Raw genomic sequence first — 20,850 nt, forward strand, 5'->3', positions numbered from 1 at the left:
TGGGGCAGTGGCTCTGGCCAGAACCCCGCGGTGAATCAGCAGTCTCCATTGGAAGGTGTGCGCAATGCCAGGTGCAATCGCAATCGGCCTCTTGATCGTGGTGTGGATCTTCGTCCTCACCCCGTGGCTTTTGCGCAGGCAGAAGCCGATCCGCAAGGCCGGCGAGGCCTTCGACGAGACCCGCGTCGTCTACGAGGGCGGTAGCGGCGAGCTCAGCCCCCGTCGCCGCCCGCGCCTGAGCGCCTCCGACGTGCACGCCTCCGACGAGGACGAGCGCTTCGAGATGGTCGACGTCGAGCTCGAGGACGAGCTCGACGATCCGCTCATCGCGGACGAGGCCTCGGAGAAGCTGGACTCCGCCTTCGCGAGCGTGCGCAGCAAGCTGGGCAGGCAGGATCGCGAGAAAGCGGAGGTTCGCGCCGACGTCGTCGACGGCGAGGTCGTCCAGGAGCTCCCCAAGGCGGAAAAAGTGGAAGAAGTCGATGAGAACGACGAGGCGGCCGCGGTCGAAGAAGGATACGACGAGTACGAGTTCGACGAGGACGAGGCGTCCTACGAGCTCGACGAGACCTACATCGGCCCTGAGGATCTGGTCTTCGGTGACGAGGACGGGCAGGCAGAGCCCGTCGACGAGCTCGACGAGGAGGTAGCGCAGCCCCGCGACGAGCAGCCCGAGCCTGCCACCGCGGACAGCGGAGAGCTGACCGAGGACGAGCTGGCCTTCGCCGCGCGCCGCCGCGGCCGCGGCGGCTGGGACCCCGAGGCCGACAAGCAGGCCAGCCTCAGCCGCTACCAGCGCCGCCAGCGCACCCTCATCGGCTTGGGTGCGGGCGTGGTGGTCACCCTCGTGCTCGGCTTCGTCATCGGGGGCTGGGCATGGATCCTGCCCGCCATCGCGGGTGTCGCCACCGCCGTCTACCTCTACGCCCTGCGCCAGCAGGTCGCGGCCGAGGAGCGCCTGCGCCGCCGCCGCATCCAGCAGCTGCGCCGCGCGCAGCTCGGCGTGCGCAACAAACACGACGAGGCCCTCGGCATCCCCGAGCGCCTGCGCCGCCCCGGCGCCGTCGTGCTGGAGATCGACGACGACAGCCCGGACTTCGAATACCTCGACACCTACGTGGCGCCGACCAGCAACACCGACGGGACCAACGGATACGGTGCCGTCCGCGAGGTGGACTTCCGCCACGGTCGCCGCGCGGGCTAGCCCGCGCCCACAACCTAGAAAGCAACCTTCATGGATCAACCTGTTGTCCGGGATGCTGCGCTGCTCATATTTCGGGCCGTGCTCGGTGTAGTCTTCATCGCGCACGGCTTCGAGCATTTCTTCCGCACCGGCATCGCCGAAACCACCACCCAGTTCCAGGGCTTCGGGATCCCGCAGCCGAAGCTGACGGCGCTCATCACCGCCAGTGCGGAGCTGCTGGGTGGGGGCTTCCTCGTGCTGGGGTTGCTCACCACCTTCGTCGCGGGCGCGCTTGCGCTCTTGATGCTCGCCGCCTTGTACTTCGTCCACTTCGGCCAGGGCTTCTTCGTCGCCGAGAACGGCATCGAGTACCCGTTGGTGCTCATCGCGGCCCTGCTGATGATCGTGGTCTTCGGTTCCGGCAGGGCGAGCCTCGATGGGGTCTTTGGCCGTGCTGAGCTGTGAACAAGTCCAAGCGGCGCTCTCGGCGCGGCTCGACGGCGAGGACCCGGGCATCGATGACGACGTCCTCGATGCGCACGTCGCCTCCTGCCCGGACTGCCAGGCCTTCCTCGAGCGAGCCGCCCAGCTCAACCGGACGCTGAGCCTCAACGGGATCGGCAGCGATATGCCGGGTATTCCGGACCTCTCCGAGGCGATCCTGGCCGGCGTCGAGCCGGAGTTCCGCAAGCAGGCGGCCAACCGCGCGCTGTCGGCCTCCTTCGCCCGGGTGCTCCTCGCCGTGCTGGGCGTGGCTTGGGTGGTGGGCGCGGTCGCCACGCTCGGCGATGCGCAGTCGACCGGCGCCGTCGACATCGACCCGGCCTCGCAGTCGCTCGCGGTGGAGGCGGCGGCCGCGCGCTGCGCGATGGGGTTCGCGCTCTTCGTCGCGGCCTGGATGCCGCGCCTGTCCGCTGGCACGCTGCCCGTCTTCGGCGCGATGTGGATGTTTAGCTTCGGTTTCAGCGTGCGCGATCTGTTCCTAGCCAGCTTGTCGACGCCAGAGGTCGCCCACCTCGTTCTCCTGCTGGCCTCCGTGCTCGCCTTGGCCTGGACGTGGGTGTCCACCCAGGGGTGGGCCGTCCTGCGCAACGCCTGGAGCTCGATCAAGGCGGAGCCGATCAGCTAGGAAGCCGTAGGCGTCGGAAAGCAACTGCCTACTGCCAGCTCCGGAACCACATGATCGAGTTGTAGTAGGCGTCCGGGATCTCGTACCCGTAGAGGATCGGGGAGAAGTAGGCGAACATCGCGATGACCAGGGCGAGGTAGCAGACCACCGCGAGGTGCCCGGCGCGGAACCCGGGGGCGAGCTCCTGGATCTTCGCGTTCCCGACCAATCGGCCGCGCCCCCACAGGGAGTGCATCACGAGCGAGAGCATGACGATGGTGAACGGCACGAGCGCGGTGGCGTAGAAGAAGTACATCTGGCGGTCGTAGCTGGCCAGCCAGGGCACGAAGCCCGCCATGAAGGCGACGAAGGGGACGAGGTAGGCGCCCTCGCGGCGGATGACCATCGCCCACGCGGCCCAGAGCAGGACCGGGACGGTCAGCCACCAGATGGCCGGGGTACCGAAGAGGAAGATCATCCTCCGGCAGGTGGTCTCGCCGCAGGAGATGTCGGTGGAGGAGTAATAGAGGATCGGGCGCGCGGAGACCAGCCACGCCCACGGCTTGGAGTCCCAGGGGTGGGTGTGCCCGCTGGAGGTGGTCAGAGACTCGTGGAACTTCAGCACCGTCTGGTGGTAATAGAGCCAGCTGGCGAGGGTGTCCGGCAGGATCCGAAGCGCCGAGCCCTCGGGGATGGTCCCGTCGGTCGCAGCGTGGCGGTAGACGGAGGTCTCCGAGGCGAACCACGCGCGCCACGACCACACGTACAGCGCGGCGGGCAGGAGCACAAGGGAGGCGAAGGCGGGGAAGGCGTCGAAGCGGAGGGCGCCCAGCAGCGGGCGCCGCAGGCGGTATTGGTGGCGCAGCCAGGCGTCGAGCGCGACGGAGAGCAGGCCGAAGAACGCGACGTAGTACAGCCCCGACCACTTCACCGACAGCGCGCAGCCGAGGAAGAGCCCGAGCGCGAAGCGCCACCAGCGAAAGCCCAGCCGGGGGCCGAGGTCTCCCATAATAAGCCCGCTCACATAAGCCTCGTGCATCCGCCGCTGCATCTGCTGGTGGTCAAGTACCAGCGCCCAGGCGGCCGCGACGATGAACAACACCTGGAAGATGTCGAGCATGCCAAACCGGGAGCCGACGAGCAGGACGCCGTCGCAGGTGGCGAGCACGCCGGCGAAGAGCGCGGCGTAGGGGGAGTGGGTGAGCCGACGGACGAGGTCCATGGTCAGCAGCACCACGGCGACGCCGAAGAGCGCGGCCATGACGCGCCAGCCGAGCGGGGTGTACCCGAACACCATCTCGCCGAGCGCCTCGATCTGCTTGGCCAGCGGCGGATGCACCACCAGGCCGTAGCCGGGGTTGGATTCGATGCCGCCCAGGATGGGGTTCATCCAGGACTCGACCATGTCCCATGCCTGGGGGACGTAGTGCTTCTCGTCGAAGACCGGGGTGCCGGTCGCCGTCGCCGAGGTGAGCCCGACGAAGCGGGTGACGAAGGCGGCTAGCGCGATGATTGCCGTGAAGATGCTGTCCTGGCGCGACCACGCGTAGGTCCTGGGCGCGGACGGGACCTCCGCCCGGGCGAACCGGCCGCGCCTGCGGAGGAAGCGGGGGGTCTGGTCATCTTCAACGAGGGTACTCACCCGCAACATTGTAGAGGACAAGTCGAGCGTGCGGGGCGGTCCCCGGCGGCATTCGGGGCGCCAAGAAAAACGACCGCTCCGGCGCGCCCCGGCACCAATTGTGCACGTCGCGGTTCAATTGTTATCAATCCGTTATGTAGTTGCGCGCCTTAACGCGGCTGAACTGGGGTTTAACTGGCCGCGAAAGTGGGCGTTCGACCATCGGAAACGCCTATAAAGTAACCTTTTCGAAGTGAAAAAGTTGAATTGGGAAAACTTATCACCACCATGGAAGGTATGAGTTTTACCGATAAAGACACCCCCAACCCGCCCACGCCCGGCGACTCCCTCGGCCCGGGCGCAGCAGGTGCGGCCTCCGACTCGGCAAACGATGCGCCCGCCGTCTCCGCGACCGAGGAGCTCGTCGCGATGCTCGAGGGCGCCGAGGCCATCGGCGAGAAGAGCAGCCTCCCCGAGAAGGAGATCGTCTTCGAGGGCGAGGACGACTCGGTGGGCATCGACTGGAAGGTGAGCATCCCCGCCTTCGTCATCGTGCTCGCGACCGTGGCGTGGGGCATGCTCGGCACCGAGAGCTTCTCCTCCTTCTCCTCCGCGGCGCTGACGCTGGTGGTCAACAACTTCGGCTGGGCCTTCATCCTCCTGACGTCCGTCTTCCTCGTCTTCGCGATCGTCATCGCGCTCAGCAAGTTCGGCTCGATCAAGCTCGGCCGCAACGACGAGGCCCCGGAGTTCTCCACGACGAGCTGGATCGCGATGATGTTCGCCGCGGGCATGGGCATCGGGCTCATGTTCTACGGCGCCTCCGAGCCCCTGACCTTCTACCGCCAGGGCGTCCCCGGCTACGAGCCGCACAACGTGGGCAAGGCGATGAGCTCCACGCTCCTGCACTGGACCCTGCACCCGTGGGCGATCTACGGCATCTTCGGCCTGGCGATCGCCTACTCGACCTTCCGCCTCGGCCGCCGCCAGCTACTCAGCTCCGCGTTCGTCCCGCTGTTCGGCGAGCGCGCCGCGAAGGGCTGGCCCGGCCGCATCATCGACATCCTCACGATCATCGCCACCATCTTCGGCACCGCCTGCTCGCTGGGCGTGGGCGCCACGCAGATCTCGGCGGGTCTTTCCGCCGCGGGGCTCATCGAAAACCCGCGGATGAGCACCATCGTGGCCATCGTGGCGGTGCTGACGCTCGCCTTCATCATCTCTGCCATGTCGGGCGTGGGCAAGGGCATCCAGTACATCTCCAACGCGAACATGATCCTCGCGGCTCTGCTGGCGATCTTCGTCTTCATCGTCGGCCCCAGCGTGAGCATCCTCAACCTGATCCCCGGATCGATCGGTGCGTACCTGTCCAACTTCTTCGAGATGATCGGCCGCACCGCCGAGTCGGCCAACGGCACGGCGGGCACGTGGCTGAGTTCCTGGACCATCTTCTACTGGGCGTGGTGGATCTCGTGGAGCCCCTTCGTGGGCATGTTCCTAGCCCGCATCTCGCGCGGGCGGACCATCCGCGAGTTCATCTTCGGCGTCATGTTCGTCCCGTCCGGCGTGTCCGTCCTGTGGTTCGCCATCTTCGGCGGCACCGCCATCCACCTCGAGCAGCAGGGCCAGTCCATCTGGGGCGACGGCTCCGCCGAGTACCAGCTCTTCGACCTGCTCCACCAGTTCCCCGGCGGCAAGGTCGCGGGCGTGCTCGCGGTGATTCTGCTGGCCACCTTCTTCATCACCTCGGCGGACTCCGCCTCCACGGTGATGGGCTCGATGAGCCAGGGCGGCCAGACCGACGCCAACAAGTTCATCTCCGCCGGCTGGGGCCTGCTCGTCGCGCTCATCGGCATGACCATGCTGGTCACCGGCGGCGACGACATCCTCTCCAACCTGCAGAACATCACGATCATCGCGGCCAGCCCGTTCCTCGTGGTCATCTTCGTGCTCATGTTCGCCCTGCTCAAGGACCTGCGCAACGACGAGATCTACCTCGACCACCGCGAGCAGCAGCGGTTCGCGGCCCGGCTTGCCCGCGAGCGCCGCATCCACCTAGAGCACGAGAAGAAGGAGCAGGCGAAGCAGCGCCGCATCAACAACCGCGTCAACAGGCAGAAGCAGAAAAAGCCGCGCCACCCCAAGGCGTACCACGCCTAGCCGCTACCCCCAGCCGCCGCGCCAGCGAAAACCACCGCCCATGCCGCCACCGCCCATGCCCCCGCCGGAGCTAGCCCGTTGGAAGGCGCTGAGGTGGTTGCGCGAGGCGTCGAGCAGGTTCTGGTAGGTGGCATCCAAGCTCGCATTGCCGGACTCGTCGATCGCGTCCTCCAGGTCGGCGATGTCCGCCGTCTCCAGCTCGACGCCCACGGCGTAGGCATCCCTCAGCGAGGTGCTGCCTTGGGCCAACCAGGAGTCGTAGAGTGCTTGGATCTCTGCGTCGGCATAGGTGCCCGTGGGCAGCCCGGCCGACGGATCGTCGACGCCGAACCTGTCGAGCATCGTGCCGATCGCGTCGTAGTGGCGCTGCTCGGAGTAGACGATGTTCGAAAACGGGCGGACGCTGCCGTAGGCGTCGATAAACGCCTGGTAGAGGTCCCGCGCCATGCGTTCCTCGTCGCGCATCCGCGAAAGCGTTGCCACCTCCGCCGTGCTGAGCTGCTCCTGGGCCGTAGCGGCGGGGGCGAGGCCAAGCCCCAGCGCCACGGCGGCGGCGCCGGCGATGAGCCGTTTCTTCATGATGACGTCCTCCTTCATGTAGGGGTCGATTTCCTGGGTACACCTTCCAGCCAACCTGCCCCGTGTGTGGCGACGGCTTCCGGGAGTGTGAAGATTGTGTGAAGACTGCGCCGGGGGCCGAAAAACGCGCCACAATATATAAGGTGAGAAGAACCGTCCTCATCGTCGACGACGAGCCCGCCATCCGGCGTGTGCTCGCGCAGTACCTCGCCGCCGACGGCCACGAGGTTCTCGAGGCGGACACCGGGGCGCGGGCGCTCGAGCTTCTGGGTTCCGGCGTCCCGATCGACATGGTCCTGCTCGACATCGGCCTGCCCGACATCGACGGCTTCGAGGTGCTCAGCCGCCTGCGCCGCACCTCCTCCATCTACGTCATGGTGGTCTCGGCCCGCGCGGAGGAGACCGACAAGCTCGTGGGCCTCGGCGTGGGGGCCGACGATTACGTGATCAAGCCGTTCTCCGTCCGCGAGATCGCAGCCCGCATCAAGGCCGTCTTCCGGCGGATGGATGGTTCGCTTTCGCTTGTCGACGATCACCTTCGGCTGGGAAGCCTCACGATCGACCCCACCGCGCGGGAGGTACGGCTGCGCGGCGAGCCGGTCGAGCTCTCCCAGCTGGACTTCGACCTGCTCCTCGCGCTCGCCGAGCGTCCGGGCAGGGTGTGGTCGCGCCAGCAGTTGCTCGAGCGGGTCTGGGGCTACGACTTCTACGGCGACGAGCGGGTCATCGACGTCCACATCCGCACGATCCGCCGGGCGCTCGGCGACGACGCGGAACGCCCCGAGTTCATCGCCACCGTGCGCGGCGTCGGCTACAAGTTCCTAGGGGCGCCATGAGGCCGAAACCCACCCGCAGGCTGGGGTACCAGCTCGTCGCCTCGCACCTGGCCGTCGCGCTCGTCTCGCTTGTGACCACGGGAATCGTCGTCTGGGCGCTGGCGCCGTGGTTCTTCGCCCGCTCCGATCACTCGCCCGCACGCGGCAGCGGATACGGGCAGCAGCTCATCGACGCCGTCCACCACGCCCTCGTCTGGGGCCTGCTCGCGGGCGCGCTCGCGGCCGTGGAACTCGGGCTCATCGCCGCGTGGAGCATCTCCCGCTCGGTGCGGCTCATCCGGGACTCCACCAAGCGCCTGGCCCAGGGCGACTACGCCGCGCGCATGCCGCAGACCACCACCCGCGAGCTCGACGAGCTCTCCCGCGACATCGGCACCATGGCCTCGGCAGTCCGCGACACCGAGGCCCGGCGCACGCGCCTCATCAGCGAGGTGAGCCACGAGATGCGCACCCCGCTGACGGTCATCGATGGCCAGGTGGAGGCCATGCTCGACGGAGTCGTCCCGCTCGACCCGGACAACCTCGCGCCGCTGCTGGCCGAGTCGCACCGCCTGCGCCGACTGGCCGACGACCTGAGCGCCCTCTCCCGGGCGGAGGAGGGGCGGATGGGCCTCGAGCTGCGCGAGGCCGACGTGTGCGAGGTCATCGAGACGGTCGTGCGCCACTTGCACCCGCAGATCGAGGACGCGGGGATCCACCTCGTCTGCGCGCCCACCGCTCACGCGCACGCGCTCATCGACCCCGACCGGATCGGGCAGGTGATCACCAACCTCGTGGGCAACGCGATCCGCGCCACCCCGGAGGGCGGGACGATCACCATCACCTGCGCGGAGAGGGACGACGCCGTGGAGGTAACGGTGGCCGACACCGGGGCGGGCATCGACGAAGGCGACCTCGAGAAGGTCTTCGAGCGCTTCTACCGAGCGGGCGCCGGCACGGGGTCCGGCATTGGGCTCACGATCGCCCGGCAGATCGCGCTCCACCACGGCGGCAGCCTCACCGCCAGCTCCGAGGGGCGGGGCAGGGGAGCGACGTTTACCCTCTCGCTCCCGGCCATCACAGGTGTGCCAGACTAGAGGAATGAGCTCAGATCTGGCAGGCAACCCCCTCCCGCTGCTCCCGCGCGGCATCATCCTGGCGGCCACGCCGCTGGGCAACGTCGGCGACGCCTCGCCGAGGCTCGCCCAGGCGCTCGCCGAGGCCGACGTCGTCGCCTCCGAGGACACCCGCCGCACCCGGGCGCTCGCCCAGGCGCTCGGCGTGGAGATCCGCGGTCAGGTCTTGAGCAATTTCGACCACAACGAGCAGGGCCGGGCCGCCCAGCTCATCGACTACGCGCGCACCGGCACCGTGGTCGTGGTCACCGACGCGGGCATGCCAATCGTCTCCGACCCGGGCTTCCCGCTGGTCGAGGCCGCCCACGACGCGGGCGTGCCGCTGACCTGCTTCCCGGGCCCCTCGGCCGTGCCCGTCGCCCTAGCGCTGTCGGGGCTGCACGTGGGCAAGTTCGCCTTCGACGGCTTCGCCCCGCGCAAACCGGGCCAGCGCCGCGCCTGGTTGGAGACCCTCGCCCAGGAGACCCGGGCGGTCTGCTTCTTCGAATCCCCGCACCGCATCGGCGACACCCTCGCCGCGGCCGCCGAGGTCCTAGGGCCCGACCGCCGCGCGGCGGTGGCCCGCGAGCTGACCAAGACCTACGAGGAGGTCAAGCGCGGCACGCTCGGGGAACTGGCCGAGTGGGCCAAGGACGGGCTGCGCGGGGAGATCTCGGTGGTCATCGAGGGCGTCCAGAAGAAGGAGGTCACGGACGTGCGCGAGCTGACCGAAGGCGTCGAGAAGCTCGTCGCGGAAGGCGCGCGCCTCAAGGACGCCTGCGCGCAGCTGGCCAAGGAGCACGGCGTGAGCAAGAAAGAACTGTATGACGCCGTGCTGGAAGCACGCTGATAAGGTAAGAAACCATGAATAATGTGCTCGTCTCTGTTGCCTGGCCCTACGCCAACGGCCCCCGCCACATCGGACACGTCGCGGGCTTCGGTGTTCCCTCCGACGTCTTCGCTCGTTACCAGCGAATGATCGGGGCCAACGTGCTTATGGTCTCGGGCACGGACGAGCACGGCACCCCGCTTCTCGTGCAGGCGGACAAGGAGGGCGTGTCCGTCAAGGAGCTCGCCGACCGCTACAACCGCCAGATCGTGGAGGACCTCGCGGGCCTGGGCCTGTCCTACGACCTGTTCACCCGCACCACCACGCGCAACCACTACGCGGTGGTCCAGGAGCTGTTCAAGGGCCTGTACGAGAACGGCTACATGATCAAGCAGACCACGATGGGCGCGATCTCCCCGTCGACCGGTCGCACCCTGCCGGACCGCTACATCGAGGGAACCTGCCCCATCTGCGGCGCCCCCGACGCCCGCGGCGACCAGTGCGACACCTGCGGCAACCAGCTGGACCCGGCGGACCTCATCAATCCGGTGTCCAAGATCAACGGCGAGACCCCGGAGTTCATCGAGACCGAGCACTTCCTCCTCGACCTGCCCGCGCTCGCCGAGGCGCTCGGCGCGTGGCTGGAGGGCCGCACGGACTGGCGCCCGAACGTGCTCAAGTTCTCCCTCAACCTGCTCGAGGACCTGCGCCCGCGCGCGATGAGCCGCGACATCGACTGGGGCATCCCGATCCCGGTCGAGGGCTGGGAGAACAAGCCCACCAAGAAGCTCTACGTGTGGTTCGACGCCGTGGTCGGCTACCTGTCCGCCTCCATCGAGTGGGCCAAGCGCTCCGGCGACCCGGAGGCCTGGCGCCAGTGGTGGACCAACCCGGAGGCGAAGTCCTACTACTTCATGGGCAAGGACAACATCACCTTCCACTCCCAGATCTGGCCCGCCGAGCTGCTCGGCTACCAGGGCAAGGGCGCCAAGGGCGGCTCCGTGCACGCGCTCGGCGAGCTGAACCTGCCCACCGAGGTCGTCTCCTCGGAGTTCCTCACCATGTCCGGCTCGAAGTTCTCCTCGTCCAAGGGCGTGGTCATCTACGTCAAGGACTTCCTCAAGGAGTTCGGCCCCGATCCCTTGCGCTACTTCATCGCCGTCGCGGGCCCGGAGACCAACGACACCGACTTCACGTGGGAGGAGTTCGTCCGCCGCGTAAACAACGAGCTGGCCAACGGCTGGGGCAACCTGGTCAACCGCGCGGTGTCCATGGCGTACAAGAACTTCGGCGCCGTGCCCGCGCCCGCCGCCCTCGAGCCCGCGGACGAGGCCATCCTCGCCCAGGCGGATAAGGCGATGGCGGAGGTGGGCGAGGCGCTCGCGCACTCGCACTTCAAGCAGGGCATCACCGCGGTCATGCACGTGGTCGGCGAGGCGAATGCCTACATCGCGGAGATGGAGCCGTGGAAGCTGGCCAAGGACGATTCCCAGCGCGAGCGCCTGGCCACCGTCCTGTGGACCGCGCTGCAGGTCATCTCCGACTGCAACGTCATGCTCACCCCGTACCTGCCGCACACCGCGCAGAAGGTCCACGAGACCCTGGGCCGCGAGGGCGTCTGGGCGGCCACCCCGGAGATCCGCGAGGTCGTCGACGACGAGCCGCTCGAGCTGGTCGGCGTGGGCCTGCCGGAGCTCGGCCAGACCTATCCCATCATCACCGGCGACTACGCCAACCAGCAGGCGACCTGGGGCCGCGTCGAGGTTGTCCCCGGCACGGAGCTGGCCAAGCCGAAGCCGCTGATCGCCAAGCTCGACCCGGAGCTCGGCGAGACCGGGCCCGAGTGGGCGCCGGTGAGCAAGTAAAGCCCGGTAAATAACAAAAGTGCGTCTCCCAATTCGGAGGCGCACTTTTTGTCATTCGGTCACGCTTTCGGCTTCCTTGGAGGCTTACTCCGCAGGCAGCCGCAGGTACATGAGGTGCATGTCGAGCCACTCCCCGAACTTCGTCCCGCATTCCGGGATCGTGCCCGCGGAGACGAACCCGAGCTTGCGGTGCAGGGCGATGGAGGCGGCGTTTTCGCCCTCGATGGCGGCGACGATGACGTGGAGGTGGCCGCCTGTGGCGTCGTCGATAAGCGAACGCATGAGCGCGGAGGCGATGCCGCGGCCCTGGAAGTCGGGGTGAACGTAGATGGAATTCTCCGCGGTGTGCGCGTAGCCCTGGAAGTCGCGGAAATGGCTGAGGCTGGCGTAGCCCGCGACGCGATCGTCGACGACGGCGACGAGGATGGGGAGGCCGTCGGCCTGGTGCTCCGTAAGCCACGCGCGGCGGTTGTTCACGTCGACGTGGTCGTTGTTCCAGATGGCCACGGTGTTATCCACCGCGTCGTTGTAGATTTCGACGATCCCTGGCAGGTCGTCCTCGCTCGCTGAACGTATCAACATAGCGTCTCAGTCTAGACTCTTGTAATTATGTCGAAGAAGAAGCCACGTCCCGTTCCCGTTCCCGCGCCGCATACGCCTTTGCTTATCGACGCCCATACCCATCTCGCCTCGTGTGGCGCGAGGGACGCGGCCGGCATCCGCGAGATCGTCGACCGCGCGCAGGACGCCGGTGTCGAGCTCATCTGCACCGTCGGCGACGGGCTCGAGGAGGCGGAGCTGGCGCTTGCCGCGGCGCACGAAGACGAGCGGGTCTTCGCCGCCTGCGCCATCCACCCCACCCGCGCCCGCGAGCTCGACGCCGCGGCCCGCGCCCGGCTGGTGGACATGGCCGCCGACCCGCGCTGCGTGGCGATCGGGGAGACCGGCCTGGACACCTACTGGATCCGGCACGAGCCGGAGACCACCGCGGACCTCGACACCCAGATCGAGGCGCTCGAGTGGCACGCCGACCTCGCCGCGAGCTCCGGCAAGGCGCTCATGATCCACAACCGCGAGGCCGACGCCGAACTCATGGAGGTGCTCGCCCGCGTTCCGGCCCAGCGGGAGACGATCCTGCACTGCTTCTCCTCGCCGCTGCCCGTGGCGAAGGAGGCGATCGAGCGCGGCTACGTGCTGAGCTTCGCGGGCAACGTGACCTTCAAGCGCAACGAGGAGCTGCGGGAGGCGGCGAGGCTGACGCCGCTCGACGCGCTCTTCATCGAGACCGACGCCCCGTACATGACCCCGGAGCCGTTCCGCGGGGCGCGCAACGAGCCGAGCCTCATCGGGCACACCGCCCGCTGCATCGCGGAGGTGCGCGGGATGGCGGTGGAGGAGCTGGCGGAGGCGCTGCACCGCAACTTCCGACGCATCTACGGGCTTAACGCATAAAGTAATCCCGCACACAATATGAATTGCACCACAAAATTCGACATCGAGGAGGGGCTGTGGTGCAAGATTGTTGCCAGTGTGAGATATGTGACTGAAACTGACTCTAAATAAGAATAATTCTGTGATTTGTTACAGAATCTACTCGCAAAAGTCGGCCTGTTATCGTATTGTTACTTAATTGAATCCGGTGGCGGGTTCTTCCGAGTTGAAGAGCCCGAGCCCCTGTGTCGAGGGATCTCCCTCTGACTGCCCTGTGTCGTCGAAAAGAAAAGTGAAACCTCACGTGGGAATCCACAAGAAGTCCCGAATTGATACCAACTCCTCCTACTCGGTGCCCAAGCGCCTGGCCGCCGGTGGCGTCCTCGCCGCCGTCGCCGTCGGCGGAGTGACCGTCGCTTCCCAGAAGAAGGACGTCACCATCGACGTCAACGGCGACCAGGTCACCCTGGCCACCTGGGCGAGCGACGTTCAGGGCGCCCTGGACCGGGCTGGCGTCACGGTCGGCGACAAGGACGTCGTCTACCCGGCTCCTTCTGAGTCCCTCAGCAACAACGAGACCGTCACGGTCCGCACCGCCAAGCAGGTCGCCGTGGTCATCGACGGCAAGGAGAAGACGGTCGACACCACCGCCGCCACCGTCGGCGAGCTCGTCAACCAGCTCGACGGCCTGGGCGCCGCCATCTCCGCGCTGTCCGTGAGCCAGAACTCCGACGCGAAGATCCCGGACGACGGCATGACCGTCGACGTGACCACCCCGAAGATCGTGCAGATCACCGACGGCGGCAAGTCCGCCTTCACCGAGATCGCCGCCGCCACCGTGGCCGACCTCCTCAAGGAGCGCGGCATCACCCTGGGCAAGGACGACGTGGTCACCCCGGCGCTCGACACCGCGGTCACCAAGAACATGAAGATCAACGTCGACCGCGTTGAGACCAAGAACGTCGACGGCACCGAGTCCTACGACGCCTCGGTCAACTACGTCGACGACCCCAACGCCTACGAGGGCGAGGAGACCGTCGTCACCCCGGCCACCCCGGGCGAGCGCGACGTGACCCGCAAGATCGTCACCGTCAACGGCGTCGAGAAGTCCAACGAGATCGTCAACGAGACCATCAAGACCCCGGCCATCGCCGCCACCATCTCCCGCGGCACCAAGCAGAAGGACACCGCACCGGCGGTCGCCGGCGGCTCCGTCTGGGACAGCATCGCGCAGTGCGAGTCCGGCGGCAACTGGGCCATCAACACCGGCAACGGCTTCTCCGGCGGCCTGCAGTTCACCGACTCCACCTGGCAGGCCTTCGGCGGTGGGCAGTACGCCTCCCAGGCGCACCTGGCCACCCGCGAGCAGCAGATCGCCGTGGCGCAGAAGGTCCAGGCCGCGCAGGGCTGGGGCGCATGGCCCGCCTGCACCGCTAAGCTGGGCATCGGCTAATTCTTGGAACATTCGGCATGGCCCCCGACCGCGAGCGCGGTTGGGGGCTTTCCCATCGTGGTTGGTAGGTTTATTGGTTATGGAACAACAGCGCTCGCAGCTTCTCGGCCCGGTGGAGATCCGGACGCTCGCGGAGCAACTGGGGGTCTCGCCCACGAAGAAGCTGGGTCAGAACTTCGTCCACGACCCCAACACCGTCCGGATGATCGTCAACGCGGCTGAGCTCGACCCGTCCGACCACGTCATCGAGGTGGGCCCCGGTCTGGGCTCGCTCACCCTCGCGCTGGTGGACACCGCGGCCAAGGTCACGGCGGTCGAGATCGACCCGAGGCTCGCCGAGCAGCTGCCGATAACCGTCGCCGAGCGCGCCGGGGGCTACAAGAGCCGCCTCACCCTCATCCAGCGCGACGCCCTGCAGATCCGCTCCGAGGACATCGACCGGCCCACCGCGCTGGTGGCCAACCTGCCCTACAACGTCTCCGTGCCGGTGCTGCTGCACCTGCTCGCCATCTTCCCGTCGATCCGCCGGGTGCTCGTCATGGTCCAGGCAGAGGTGGCCGACCGGCTCGCGGCCGTCCCGGGAAACAAGGTCTACGGCGTGCCCAGCGTCAAGGCCAGCTTCTACGGCGACGTCCGCCGCGCGGGCTCGATCGGCAAGAACGTGTTCTGGCCGGCGCCGAAGATCGAGTCGGGGCTCGTGCGCATCGACTGCTTCCCGCCCGACGCCCAGCCGTGGCCGATCACGGACGCCTCGCGCGCCAAGGTTTTCCCGCTTATCGACGCGGCATTCGCCCAGCGTCGCAAGACCCTCCGCGCGGCCCTTTCCGGGGTCTACGGCTCGGGCCAGGCGGCCGAGGAGGCCCTGCGCGCCGCGGGCATCGACCCCACCCTGCGCGGGGAGAAGCTGGACATCGCCCAGTTCGTGAAGCTGGCGGGCATCTGATGGCGCGCTCGGTCAGCGCGATCGCGCACGCAAAGGTCAACCTGCACCTCGGGGTGGGACCGCTCCGCGAGGACGGCTACCACGAGCTGGTTACCGTCTTCCAATCCCTGAGCCTGCACGACGAGCTCACCCTCACCGAGGTCGATGGGGAAGGCCCGGTCGCCTCGCTCGACGCCCACGGCAACCCGGAGGTCCCCGAGGACGACCGAAACCTCGCCTGGCGTGCCGTCGAGAAGCTTTCTGCCTGGCACCGCGACAACGGCGGGGACGCGCTGCCCGCGGTCGCCATCGATCTGCTGAAGGGCATCCCCACCGCGGGGGGCATGGCGGGCGGCTCCGCGGATGCCGCCGCGACCCTGCGCGCCTACAACGCGCTGCTGCCGGTCGCGGCGCCGGAGGAGGTGCTCTGGCGCATCGCCGCCGAGCTCGGCTCCGACGTCCCGTTCACCCTGGTGGGGGAGACCCAGCTGGGCACCGGCCGCGGCGAGAACCTCACGCCGATGCTGTCCACCGGCACCTACCACTGGGCCCTGGCCTTTGCCAAGGAGGGGCTGTCCACCCCGGCGGTGTTCGGCAAGCTCGACCAGATGGAGCGCACCCCGCACCTCGACACCGCCGAGCTGGCCGCCGCGCTGCGCTCGGGCGACGTGCACCAGGTCGCGCGCCTTATCACCAACGACATGCAGGCCGCCGCCCTCTCGCTGCGCCCCCAGCTCCGGCGGACCATCGAGGCGGGCGAGCGCGCCGGGGCGCTGCGCGGCATCGTCTCCGGCTCCGGCCCCACCTGCGCCTTCCTCTGCGAGGACGCCGAGACCGCCGCCGAGGTCGCGGGCGAGCTGGGGCTTTACGGTAAGGCGACCACCGCCACGGGCCCGGCCCGCGGCGCGTACGTGAAAGAAAGCAAGTAGTTTCGTGGCAAACCTCATCAACCTGGAGTCCGTGAGCAAGTCCTTCGGGCTCAAGACCCTGCTCGACTCCGTCAGCCTCGGCGTGCAGACGGGCGACCGCATCGGCGTCGTCGGCCTCAACGGCGGCGGCAAGACCACCCTCCTCGAGGTCATCACCGGCATCGAGCCGCCGGACTCCGGCCGCGTCAGCCACAACTCCGACCTGCGCATGGCGGTGGTGACCCAGCGCGCCGAGCTCGACCCCGAGGCCACCGTCGCCGACGTCGTTCTCGCGCCGCTGGGGCTCGAGACCTTCGAGTGGGCCTCCAACGCCAAGGTGCGCGAGGTCCTCGGCGGCCTCGGCATCGTCGACCTGGGTCTGGACACCAAGGTGGGCCAGCTCTCCGGCGGCGAGCGCCGGCGCACCAACCTCGCCGCGGCGCTCGTCCAGGACCTCGACCTCATCGTCCTCGACGAGCCCACCAACCACCTGGACGTCGAGGGCGTCCAATGGCTGGCCTCCTATCTGCTCAGCCGGAAGCTCGCCATCATCGTGGTCACCCACGACCGCTGGTTCCTGGACACCGTGGCCACCCGCACGTGGGAGGTCCACGACGGCCGCGTCGACGCCTACGAGGGCGGCTACAACGACTGGATCTTCGCCCGCGCCGAGCGCGCCCGCCAGGCCGACGCCATGGAACAGCGCCGCCAGAACCTCGCCCGCAAGGAGCTGGCCTGGCTGCGCCGCGGCGCGCCCGCGCGCACGTCCAAGCCGCGCTACCGCATCGAGGCCGCCGAGGCGCTCATCGCGGACGTGCCCGAGCCCCGCAACAAGGTCGAGCTCATCGCGTTCGCCAAGCAGCGCCAGGGCAAGGTCGTCGTCGAGCTCGAGGACGCCCGCATCGAGACCCCGGACGGGCGCATGCTCGTCGACCACCTCACCTGGCGCCTCGCCCCCGGCGAGCGCATCGGCCTGGTCGGCGTCAACGGCTCCGGCAAGACCACGCTGCTGCGCGCGCTCGCGGGTGCGCACCCGCTGGCCGCGGGAAAGCGCATCGAGGGCCGTACCGTCCGCCTGGGCTGGCTGCGCCAGGAACTCGACGACCTCGACCCCTCCCTCCGGCTCCTCGACGCGGTCGAGGAGGTGGCCACCTACGTCCAGCTGGGCAAGAAGGAGCTGTCCGCCTCGCAGCTGGCCGAGCGCCTGGGCTTTAGCGCGAAGCGCCAGCGCACGCCCGTGGGCGACCTCTCCGGCGGCGAGCGCCGCCGCCTGCAGCTCACGCGCGTGCTCATGGCCGAGCCGAACCTGCTGCTGCTCGACGAGCCGACCAACGACCTCGACATCGCCACCCTCCAGGAGCTCGAGTCCCTGCTCGACAGCTGGGCGGGCACCATGGTGGTTATCTCGCACGACCGCTACCTCATCGAGCGCATCGCGGACTCCACGTGGGCGCTGTTCGGCGACGGCAAGCTCACCAACCTGCCCGGCGGCATCGACGAGTACCTTTCTCGCCGCGCGCAGCTGGCGGCCGCCGAGGGCACCGGCGTGGTCGACCTGGGCGAGCCGAACAAGGCGCCGGCGGCGCCCAAGAAGAGCGCGCTGTCCTCGCAGCAGCAGCGCGAGATCAGCAAGCAGATGAGTGCGCTCGAGCGCAAGATGAACAAGCTCGACCCGCGCATCGAGAAGCTCAACGAGGACATGGCGGAGGCCGCCGTGGCCGTCGATACGGCTAAACTGGCAGACCTAGACAAGCAACTAAAGGCGCTGCAGTCAGAGCGCGAGGAGCTGGAGATGGAATGGCTGGAATTGGGAGAGCGACTCGAGAGCTAGAACCCATCCGGCTCTTCGCGCAGCTGCACCTGTGGGGCCTGGTCGGCGCCTTCGTCTTCTACATCTCGGCACTGACCCCCTCGCTGCTCCCGCGCACCTGGTTCTACCAGGCCGTCATCTCCGGCTGGGCCGCGGGCATCGGCTACCTCCTGGGGCTTGGCGCCCACTGGGTCTTCGTCCGCTACCTCCGCGACCGCTTCCCCCGGCTCAACGCCGAGACGTGGCCGCCCATCGTCCAGGTGTGGGTGCGCCGGGCGGTGTTTGCCGTCGGCGGGGCCTGGGTGCTCGCCGTCTTGTGGTTTTCCAAGCACTGGCAGGACAAGCTCGCGGCCGCGGCGAACACGACCCCGCTTCGGGTGTGGGAGTTCGTGCTCATCGCGCCGGTCTCGGTGATCATCTTCTCGCTCGTCCTGCTCGTGGCGAGGTCGCTGCGCTGGTCGGCGAACTGGGTCGACGCCCACGCCACCCACCGGCTCAAGCCGCGCGCCCGCGGGGTCATGGCCTGGGCGCTCGTGCTCGTCGTCGCGGTCTGGTTCGTCCACACCGCGCTGCCCGGCGCCATCGTCGGGGCGGGGGAGCGGTTCTACACCGCGCAGAACCGCAACCCCGACCCGCAGATGCAGGCGCCGACGCAGCCCGAGCGCTCCGGCTCCCCGGACTCCGAAGTGGACTTTAACGGCGTGGGCTTCTACGGCTCGCGCTTCGTCTCCGAGGGCGCCACGGCCAGCCAGCTGGAGGCGGTCACCGGCCGCTTGTCGAAGGAGCCCATCCGCGTCTACGCGGGGCTGGGCAACGCCCCCGACGTCTCCCAGCGCGCCCAGCTGCTCATCGACGAGCTCGAGCGCACCCACGCCCAGGACCGCAAGGCGATGCTCCTGCTCATGACCACCGGCACCGGCTGGGTCTCCGACTACGCCACCCAGGGCTTCGAGCTGCTCTACGACGGCGACACCGCGATCGCGGCCGGGCAGTACTCGGCCATGCCCTCGGCGCTCAACTTCCTCGGCGGCGGGGAGACCGTGCGCCAGGCCGGCCGGCAGCTGCTCGACCCGATCATCAGCTGGTGGAACGGGCTTCCCGCCGACCACCGCCCCAAGCTGTACCTCTACGGCGAGTCGCTCGGCACCACGGGCGTGGAGGCCGCGTTCTCCGGCCTGCGCGACATCGTCAACTCCGTCGACGGGATCCTGCTCACCGGCCCGCCGTACTTCAACACGCTGCGCACCCAGCTGGTCACCCGACGCGACCCCGGCTCGACCGAGACCGCTCCCGTGTACTCCGACGGCATGGTAGTCCGCTTCGCCAACGGCGAAAGCGACGTGCGCAACTGGGTGACCACGGCCCAGCCAGACTGGGGCGATCGCCGCGTGCTCTACGTGCAGCACCCCTCCGACCCCGTCGCGTGGTGGTCGCCGAAGATGATCTTCAGCGAACCCGACTGGCTGCGCGAGCCCGTCCCCGCCGGTTACGACCGGGCGATGACGTGGCTGCCGATCATCTCCTTCCTCCAGGTCTCCGCCGACCTGCCCGTCGCGGCCAACGCCCCCATGAACTTCGGCCACAACTACGGCTCCTCGATCATGCCGGGCTTCGCCGCGATCGCGGGCATGCAGCTTTCCGACGCTTCGCTGTCGACCCTCGAGCAGCAGCTGGTCACCCTGCGCGGGGATCGGCCCAAGTAGGAGCGGCCGCGGGCCTTCGGCCGTCGATAATTGCTAGGCTGGGCGGCATGATCCTCATCAACGTGAAGTACCAAGTAAAGCCCGAATACGTCGACAGATTCCTTGAGGACGTGGACTGGTTCACCCAGGCCACCCGCGCCGAGGAGGGCAACATCTTCTTCGATTGGTACAAGGACCCGGTCTACGAGGACGAGTTCCTCCTCATCGAGGCCTTCCAGGACGATGCCGCCGAGCCGCACGTGAAGTCCGAGCACTTCCAGCGCGCCTGCGAGGAGATGCCGAAGTACCTCGTGAAGACCCCGTCGATCATCAACACGCTCATTCCCGGCAAGACCGAGTGGGACAAGATGGCGGAGTTCCAGGTCGACTAGGCCCGCACCCCCAAACTAACACCCCCGTTTTGCTCACATTCGCCGGAATCGGTTACGAGTTCGGCTACCCCGCACAGTAGATTTATAAATTATGGCTAAGAAGGATAAGAAGGACGCAGTGGTAAAGCCTCCGAAGCTCTCTAAGGAGGCCTACGAGGAGGAGCTCAAGCGGCTACAGGCCGAGCTCGTCGAGATGCAGCAGTGGGTCGTCGAGACCGGCGCGCGCGTCGTCGTGATCATGGAGGGCCGCGACGCCGCGGGCAAGGGCTCCGCGATCAAGCGCATCACCCAGTACCTCAACCCGCGCACCTGCCGCATCGAGGCCCTTCCGGCGCCCAACTCCCGCGAGCAGGGGCAGTGGTACTTCCAGCGCTACGTGGAGAAGCTGCCCACCGCTGGCGAGATCGTCATCTTCGACCGCTCCTGGTACAACCGCGCTGGCGTCGAGCGCGTCATGGGGTTCTGCACCTCGCAGGAGTACCGCCGCTTCCTCCACCAGGCCCCGATCTTCGAGCGCCTGCTCGTCGAGGACGGCATCATGCTGCGCAAGTACTGGTTCTCCGTCTCCGACGAGGAGCAGATCGCCCGATTCAGGTCCCGCCGCAACGACCCGCTGCGCCGCTGGAAGCTCTCGCCCATGGACCTGCAGTCGATCACCCGCTGGGAGGACTACTCCCGCGCGAAGGACGAGATGTTCGTGCACACCGACATCCCGTCGGCGCCGTGGTACACCGTCGAGTCCGAGGACAAGAAGCGCTCCCGCATCAACGTGATCAGCCACCTTCTGTCCACGATCCCCTACGGCAAGATCGAGCGCGAGCTCCCGGACATCCCGGAGCGCCCGAAGTCCGACCGCGACTACGAGCGTCCGCCGCGCTCCGACTTCCGCTACGTGCCGGACGTCGCCTCCCACCTGGAGAAGGCCAACGTCGAGGGCAAGAAGTCGAAGAAGAAGCACAAGAAGTAAGAAGAATGGT

The 20,850-nt window shown here is 68.0% G+C and carries 19 protein-coding genes; 16 read left to right on the forward strand and 3 right to left on the reverse strand.

The genetic code is table 11. The annotated features are described in order from the left end of the window. The first annotated feature begins 64 nt into the window (after positions 1–64). From sepX to B843_RS04630, 3 genes are read left to right on the forward strand one after another with little or no spacing between them, the layout of a single operon-like run. Positions 65–1,204 carry a divisome protein SepX/GlpR gene (gene sepX / locus B843_RS04620; RefSeq protein ID WP_025252350.1) on the forward strand — a complete coding sequence of 380 codons (1,140 nt, stop codon included), beginning with the start codon at positions 65–67 and terminating at the stop codon, positions 1,202–1,204. A 30-nt stretch (positions 1,205–1,234) separates the two neighbouring features. Then, positions 1,235–1,648: a DoxX family protein gene (locus B843_RS04625; RefSeq protein ID WP_025253944.1), complete on the forward strand. Its 414-nt coding sequence runs from the start codon at positions 1,235–1,237 to the stop codon at positions 1,646–1,648. Further along, the gene (locus tag B843_RS04630) at positions 1,635–2,312 is read left to right on the forward strand and encodes a zf-HC2 domain-containing protein (protein WP_025252351.1); all 678 of its coding nucleotides are present in this window, start codon (positions 1,635–1,637) and stop codon (positions 2,310–2,312) included. Before B843_RS04625 ends, B843_RS04630 begins: the two co-directional genes overlap by 14 nt. 28 nt (positions 2,313–2,340) lie before the next feature. Here B843_RS04630 and B843_RS04635 read toward each other — a convergent pair whose 3' ends face one another. Next, the gene (locus B843_RS04635; RefSeq protein ID WP_025252352.1) at positions 2,341–3,942 is read right to left on the reverse strand and encodes a dolichyl-phosphate-mannose--protein mannosyltransferase; all 1,602 of its coding nucleotides are present in this window, start codon (positions 3,940–3,942) and stop codon (positions 2,341–2,343) included. Between the two features lie 399 nt (positions 3,943–4,341). Here B843_RS04635 and B843_RS04640 point away from each other — a divergent pair, with 399 nt between their 5' ends. After that, on the forward strand, positions 4,342–6,072 hold the full coding sequence (locus B843_RS04640) for a BCCT family transporter (RefSeq protein WP_038595289.1): 1,731 nt from the start codon (positions 4,342–4,344) through the stop codon (positions 6,070–6,072). A 3-nt stretch (positions 6,073–6,075) separates the two neighbouring features. Here B843_RS04640 and B843_RS04645 read toward each other — a convergent pair whose 3' ends face one another. Beyond that, entirely contained in the window at positions 6,076–6,669 is a 594-nt protein-coding gene (locus tag B843_RS04645; protein ID WP_025252354.1) for a ferritin-like domain-containing protein, read from the reverse strand. A gap of 125 nt (positions 6,670–6,794) precedes the next feature. Here B843_RS04645 and B843_RS04650 point away from each other — a divergent pair, with 125 nt between their 5' ends. The 4 genes from B843_RS04650 to metG are packed head-to-tail and all read left to right on the forward strand — an operon-like array spanning position 6,795 to position 11,275. After that, positions 6,795–7,487 (forward strand): response regulator transcription factor, encoded by a 693-nt coding sequence (locus tag B843_RS04650; protein ID WP_025252355.1) that lies wholly within the window; start codon positions 6,795–6,797, stop codon positions 7,485–7,487. After that, on the forward strand, positions 7,484–8,563 hold the full coding sequence (locus B843_RS04655; RefSeq protein WP_025252356.1) for a sensor histidine kinase: 1,080 nt from the start codon (positions 7,484–7,486) through the stop codon (positions 8,561–8,563). The genes B843_RS04650 and B843_RS04655 overlap by 4 nt, the downstream gene beginning before the upstream one ends. A 4-nt stretch (positions 8,564–8,567) precedes the next feature. Further along, entirely contained in the window at positions 8,568–9,431 is an 864-nt protein-coding gene (gene rsmI / locus B843_RS04660) for a 16S rRNA (cytidine(1402)-2'-O)-methyltransferase (protein ID WP_025252357.1), read from the forward strand. Positions 9,432–9,445: 14 nt separating this feature from the next. Continuing rightward, positions 9,446–11,275, forward strand: a complete 1,830-nt coding sequence (gene metG, locus B843_RS04665) for a methionine--tRNA ligase (RefSeq protein ID WP_025252358.1) — start codon at positions 9,446–9,448, stop codon at positions 11,273–11,275. An 84-nt stretch (positions 11,276–11,359) separates the two neighbouring features. On the opposite strand, the gene B843_RS04670 is transcribed toward metG, so the two are convergent. Beyond that, positions 11,360–11,857 carry a GNAT family N-acetyltransferase gene (locus B843_RS04670; RefSeq protein ID WP_038595292.1) on the reverse strand — a complete coding sequence of 166 codons (498 nt, stop codon included), beginning with the start codon at positions 11,855–11,857 and terminating at the stop codon, positions 11,360–11,362. A gap of 27 nt (positions 11,858–11,884) precedes the next feature. Here B843_RS04670 and B843_RS04675 point away from each other — a divergent pair, with 27 nt between their 5' ends. The 8 genes from B843_RS04675 (at position 11,885) to ppk2 (ending at position 20,840) form a co-directional block, all read left to right on the forward strand. Next, positions 11,885–12,727, forward strand: a complete 843-nt coding sequence (locus tag B843_RS04675; RefSeq protein ID WP_025252359.1) for a TatD family hydrolase — start codon at positions 11,885–11,887, stop codon at positions 12,725–12,727. A gap of 283 nt (positions 12,728–13,010) precedes the next feature. Then, positions 13,011–14,159 carry a resuscitation-promoting factor gene (locus B843_RS04680; protein ID WP_025252360.1) on the forward strand — a complete coding sequence of 383 codons (1,149 nt, stop codon included), beginning with the start codon at positions 13,011–13,013 and terminating at the stop codon, positions 14,157–14,159. Between the two features lie 79 nt (positions 14,160–14,238). After that, the gene (gene rsmA, locus B843_RS04685; RefSeq protein ID WP_025252361.1) at positions 14,239–15,102 is read left to right on the forward strand and encodes a 16S rRNA (adenine(1518)-N(6)/adenine(1519)-N(6))-dimethyltransferase RsmA; all 864 of its coding nucleotides are present in this window, start codon (positions 14,239–14,241) and stop codon (positions 15,100–15,102) included. After that, positions 15,102–16,010 (forward strand): 4-(cytidine 5'-diphospho)-2-C-methyl-D-erythritol kinase, encoded by a 909-nt coding sequence (locus B843_RS04690; RefSeq protein WP_034650519.1) that lies wholly within the window; start codon positions 15,102–15,104, stop codon positions 16,008–16,010. Before rsmA ends, B843_RS04690 begins: the two co-directional genes overlap by 1 nt. Before the next feature lie 4 nt (positions 16,011–16,014). Beyond that, the gene (locus tag B843_RS04695; protein WP_025252363.1) at positions 16,015–17,820 is read left to right on the forward strand and encodes an ABC-F family ATP-binding cassette domain-containing protein; all 1,806 of its coding nucleotides are present in this window, start codon (positions 16,015–16,017) and stop codon (positions 17,818–17,820) included. Then, complete coding sequence (locus B843_RS04700; protein ID WP_025252364.1) at positions 17,787–19,502, forward strand: alpha/beta hydrolase; 1,716 nt, start codon at positions 17,787–17,789, stop codon at positions 19,500–19,502. Before B843_RS04695 ends, B843_RS04700 begins: the two co-directional genes overlap by 34 nt. Positions 19,503–19,549: 47 nt before the next feature. After that, complete coding sequence (locus B843_RS04705) at positions 19,550–19,873, forward strand: putative quinol monooxygenase (RefSeq protein ID WP_025252365.1); 324 nt, start codon at positions 19,550–19,552, stop codon at positions 19,871–19,873. A gap of 91 nt (positions 19,874–19,964) precedes the next feature. Then, positions 19,965–20,840, forward strand: a complete 876-nt coding sequence (gene ppk2, locus B843_RS04710; protein WP_025252366.1) for a polyphosphate kinase 2 — start codon at positions 19,965–19,967, stop codon at positions 20,838–20,840. Positions 20,841–20,850: the final 10 nt, after the last annotated feature.

The sequence above is a fragment of the Corynebacterium vitaeruminis DSM 20294 genome (assembly GCF_000550805.1).
GTDB classification, from domain to species: Bacteria; Actinomycetota; Actinomycetes; order Mycobacteriales; family Mycobacteriaceae; genus Corynebacterium; species Corynebacterium vitaeruminis.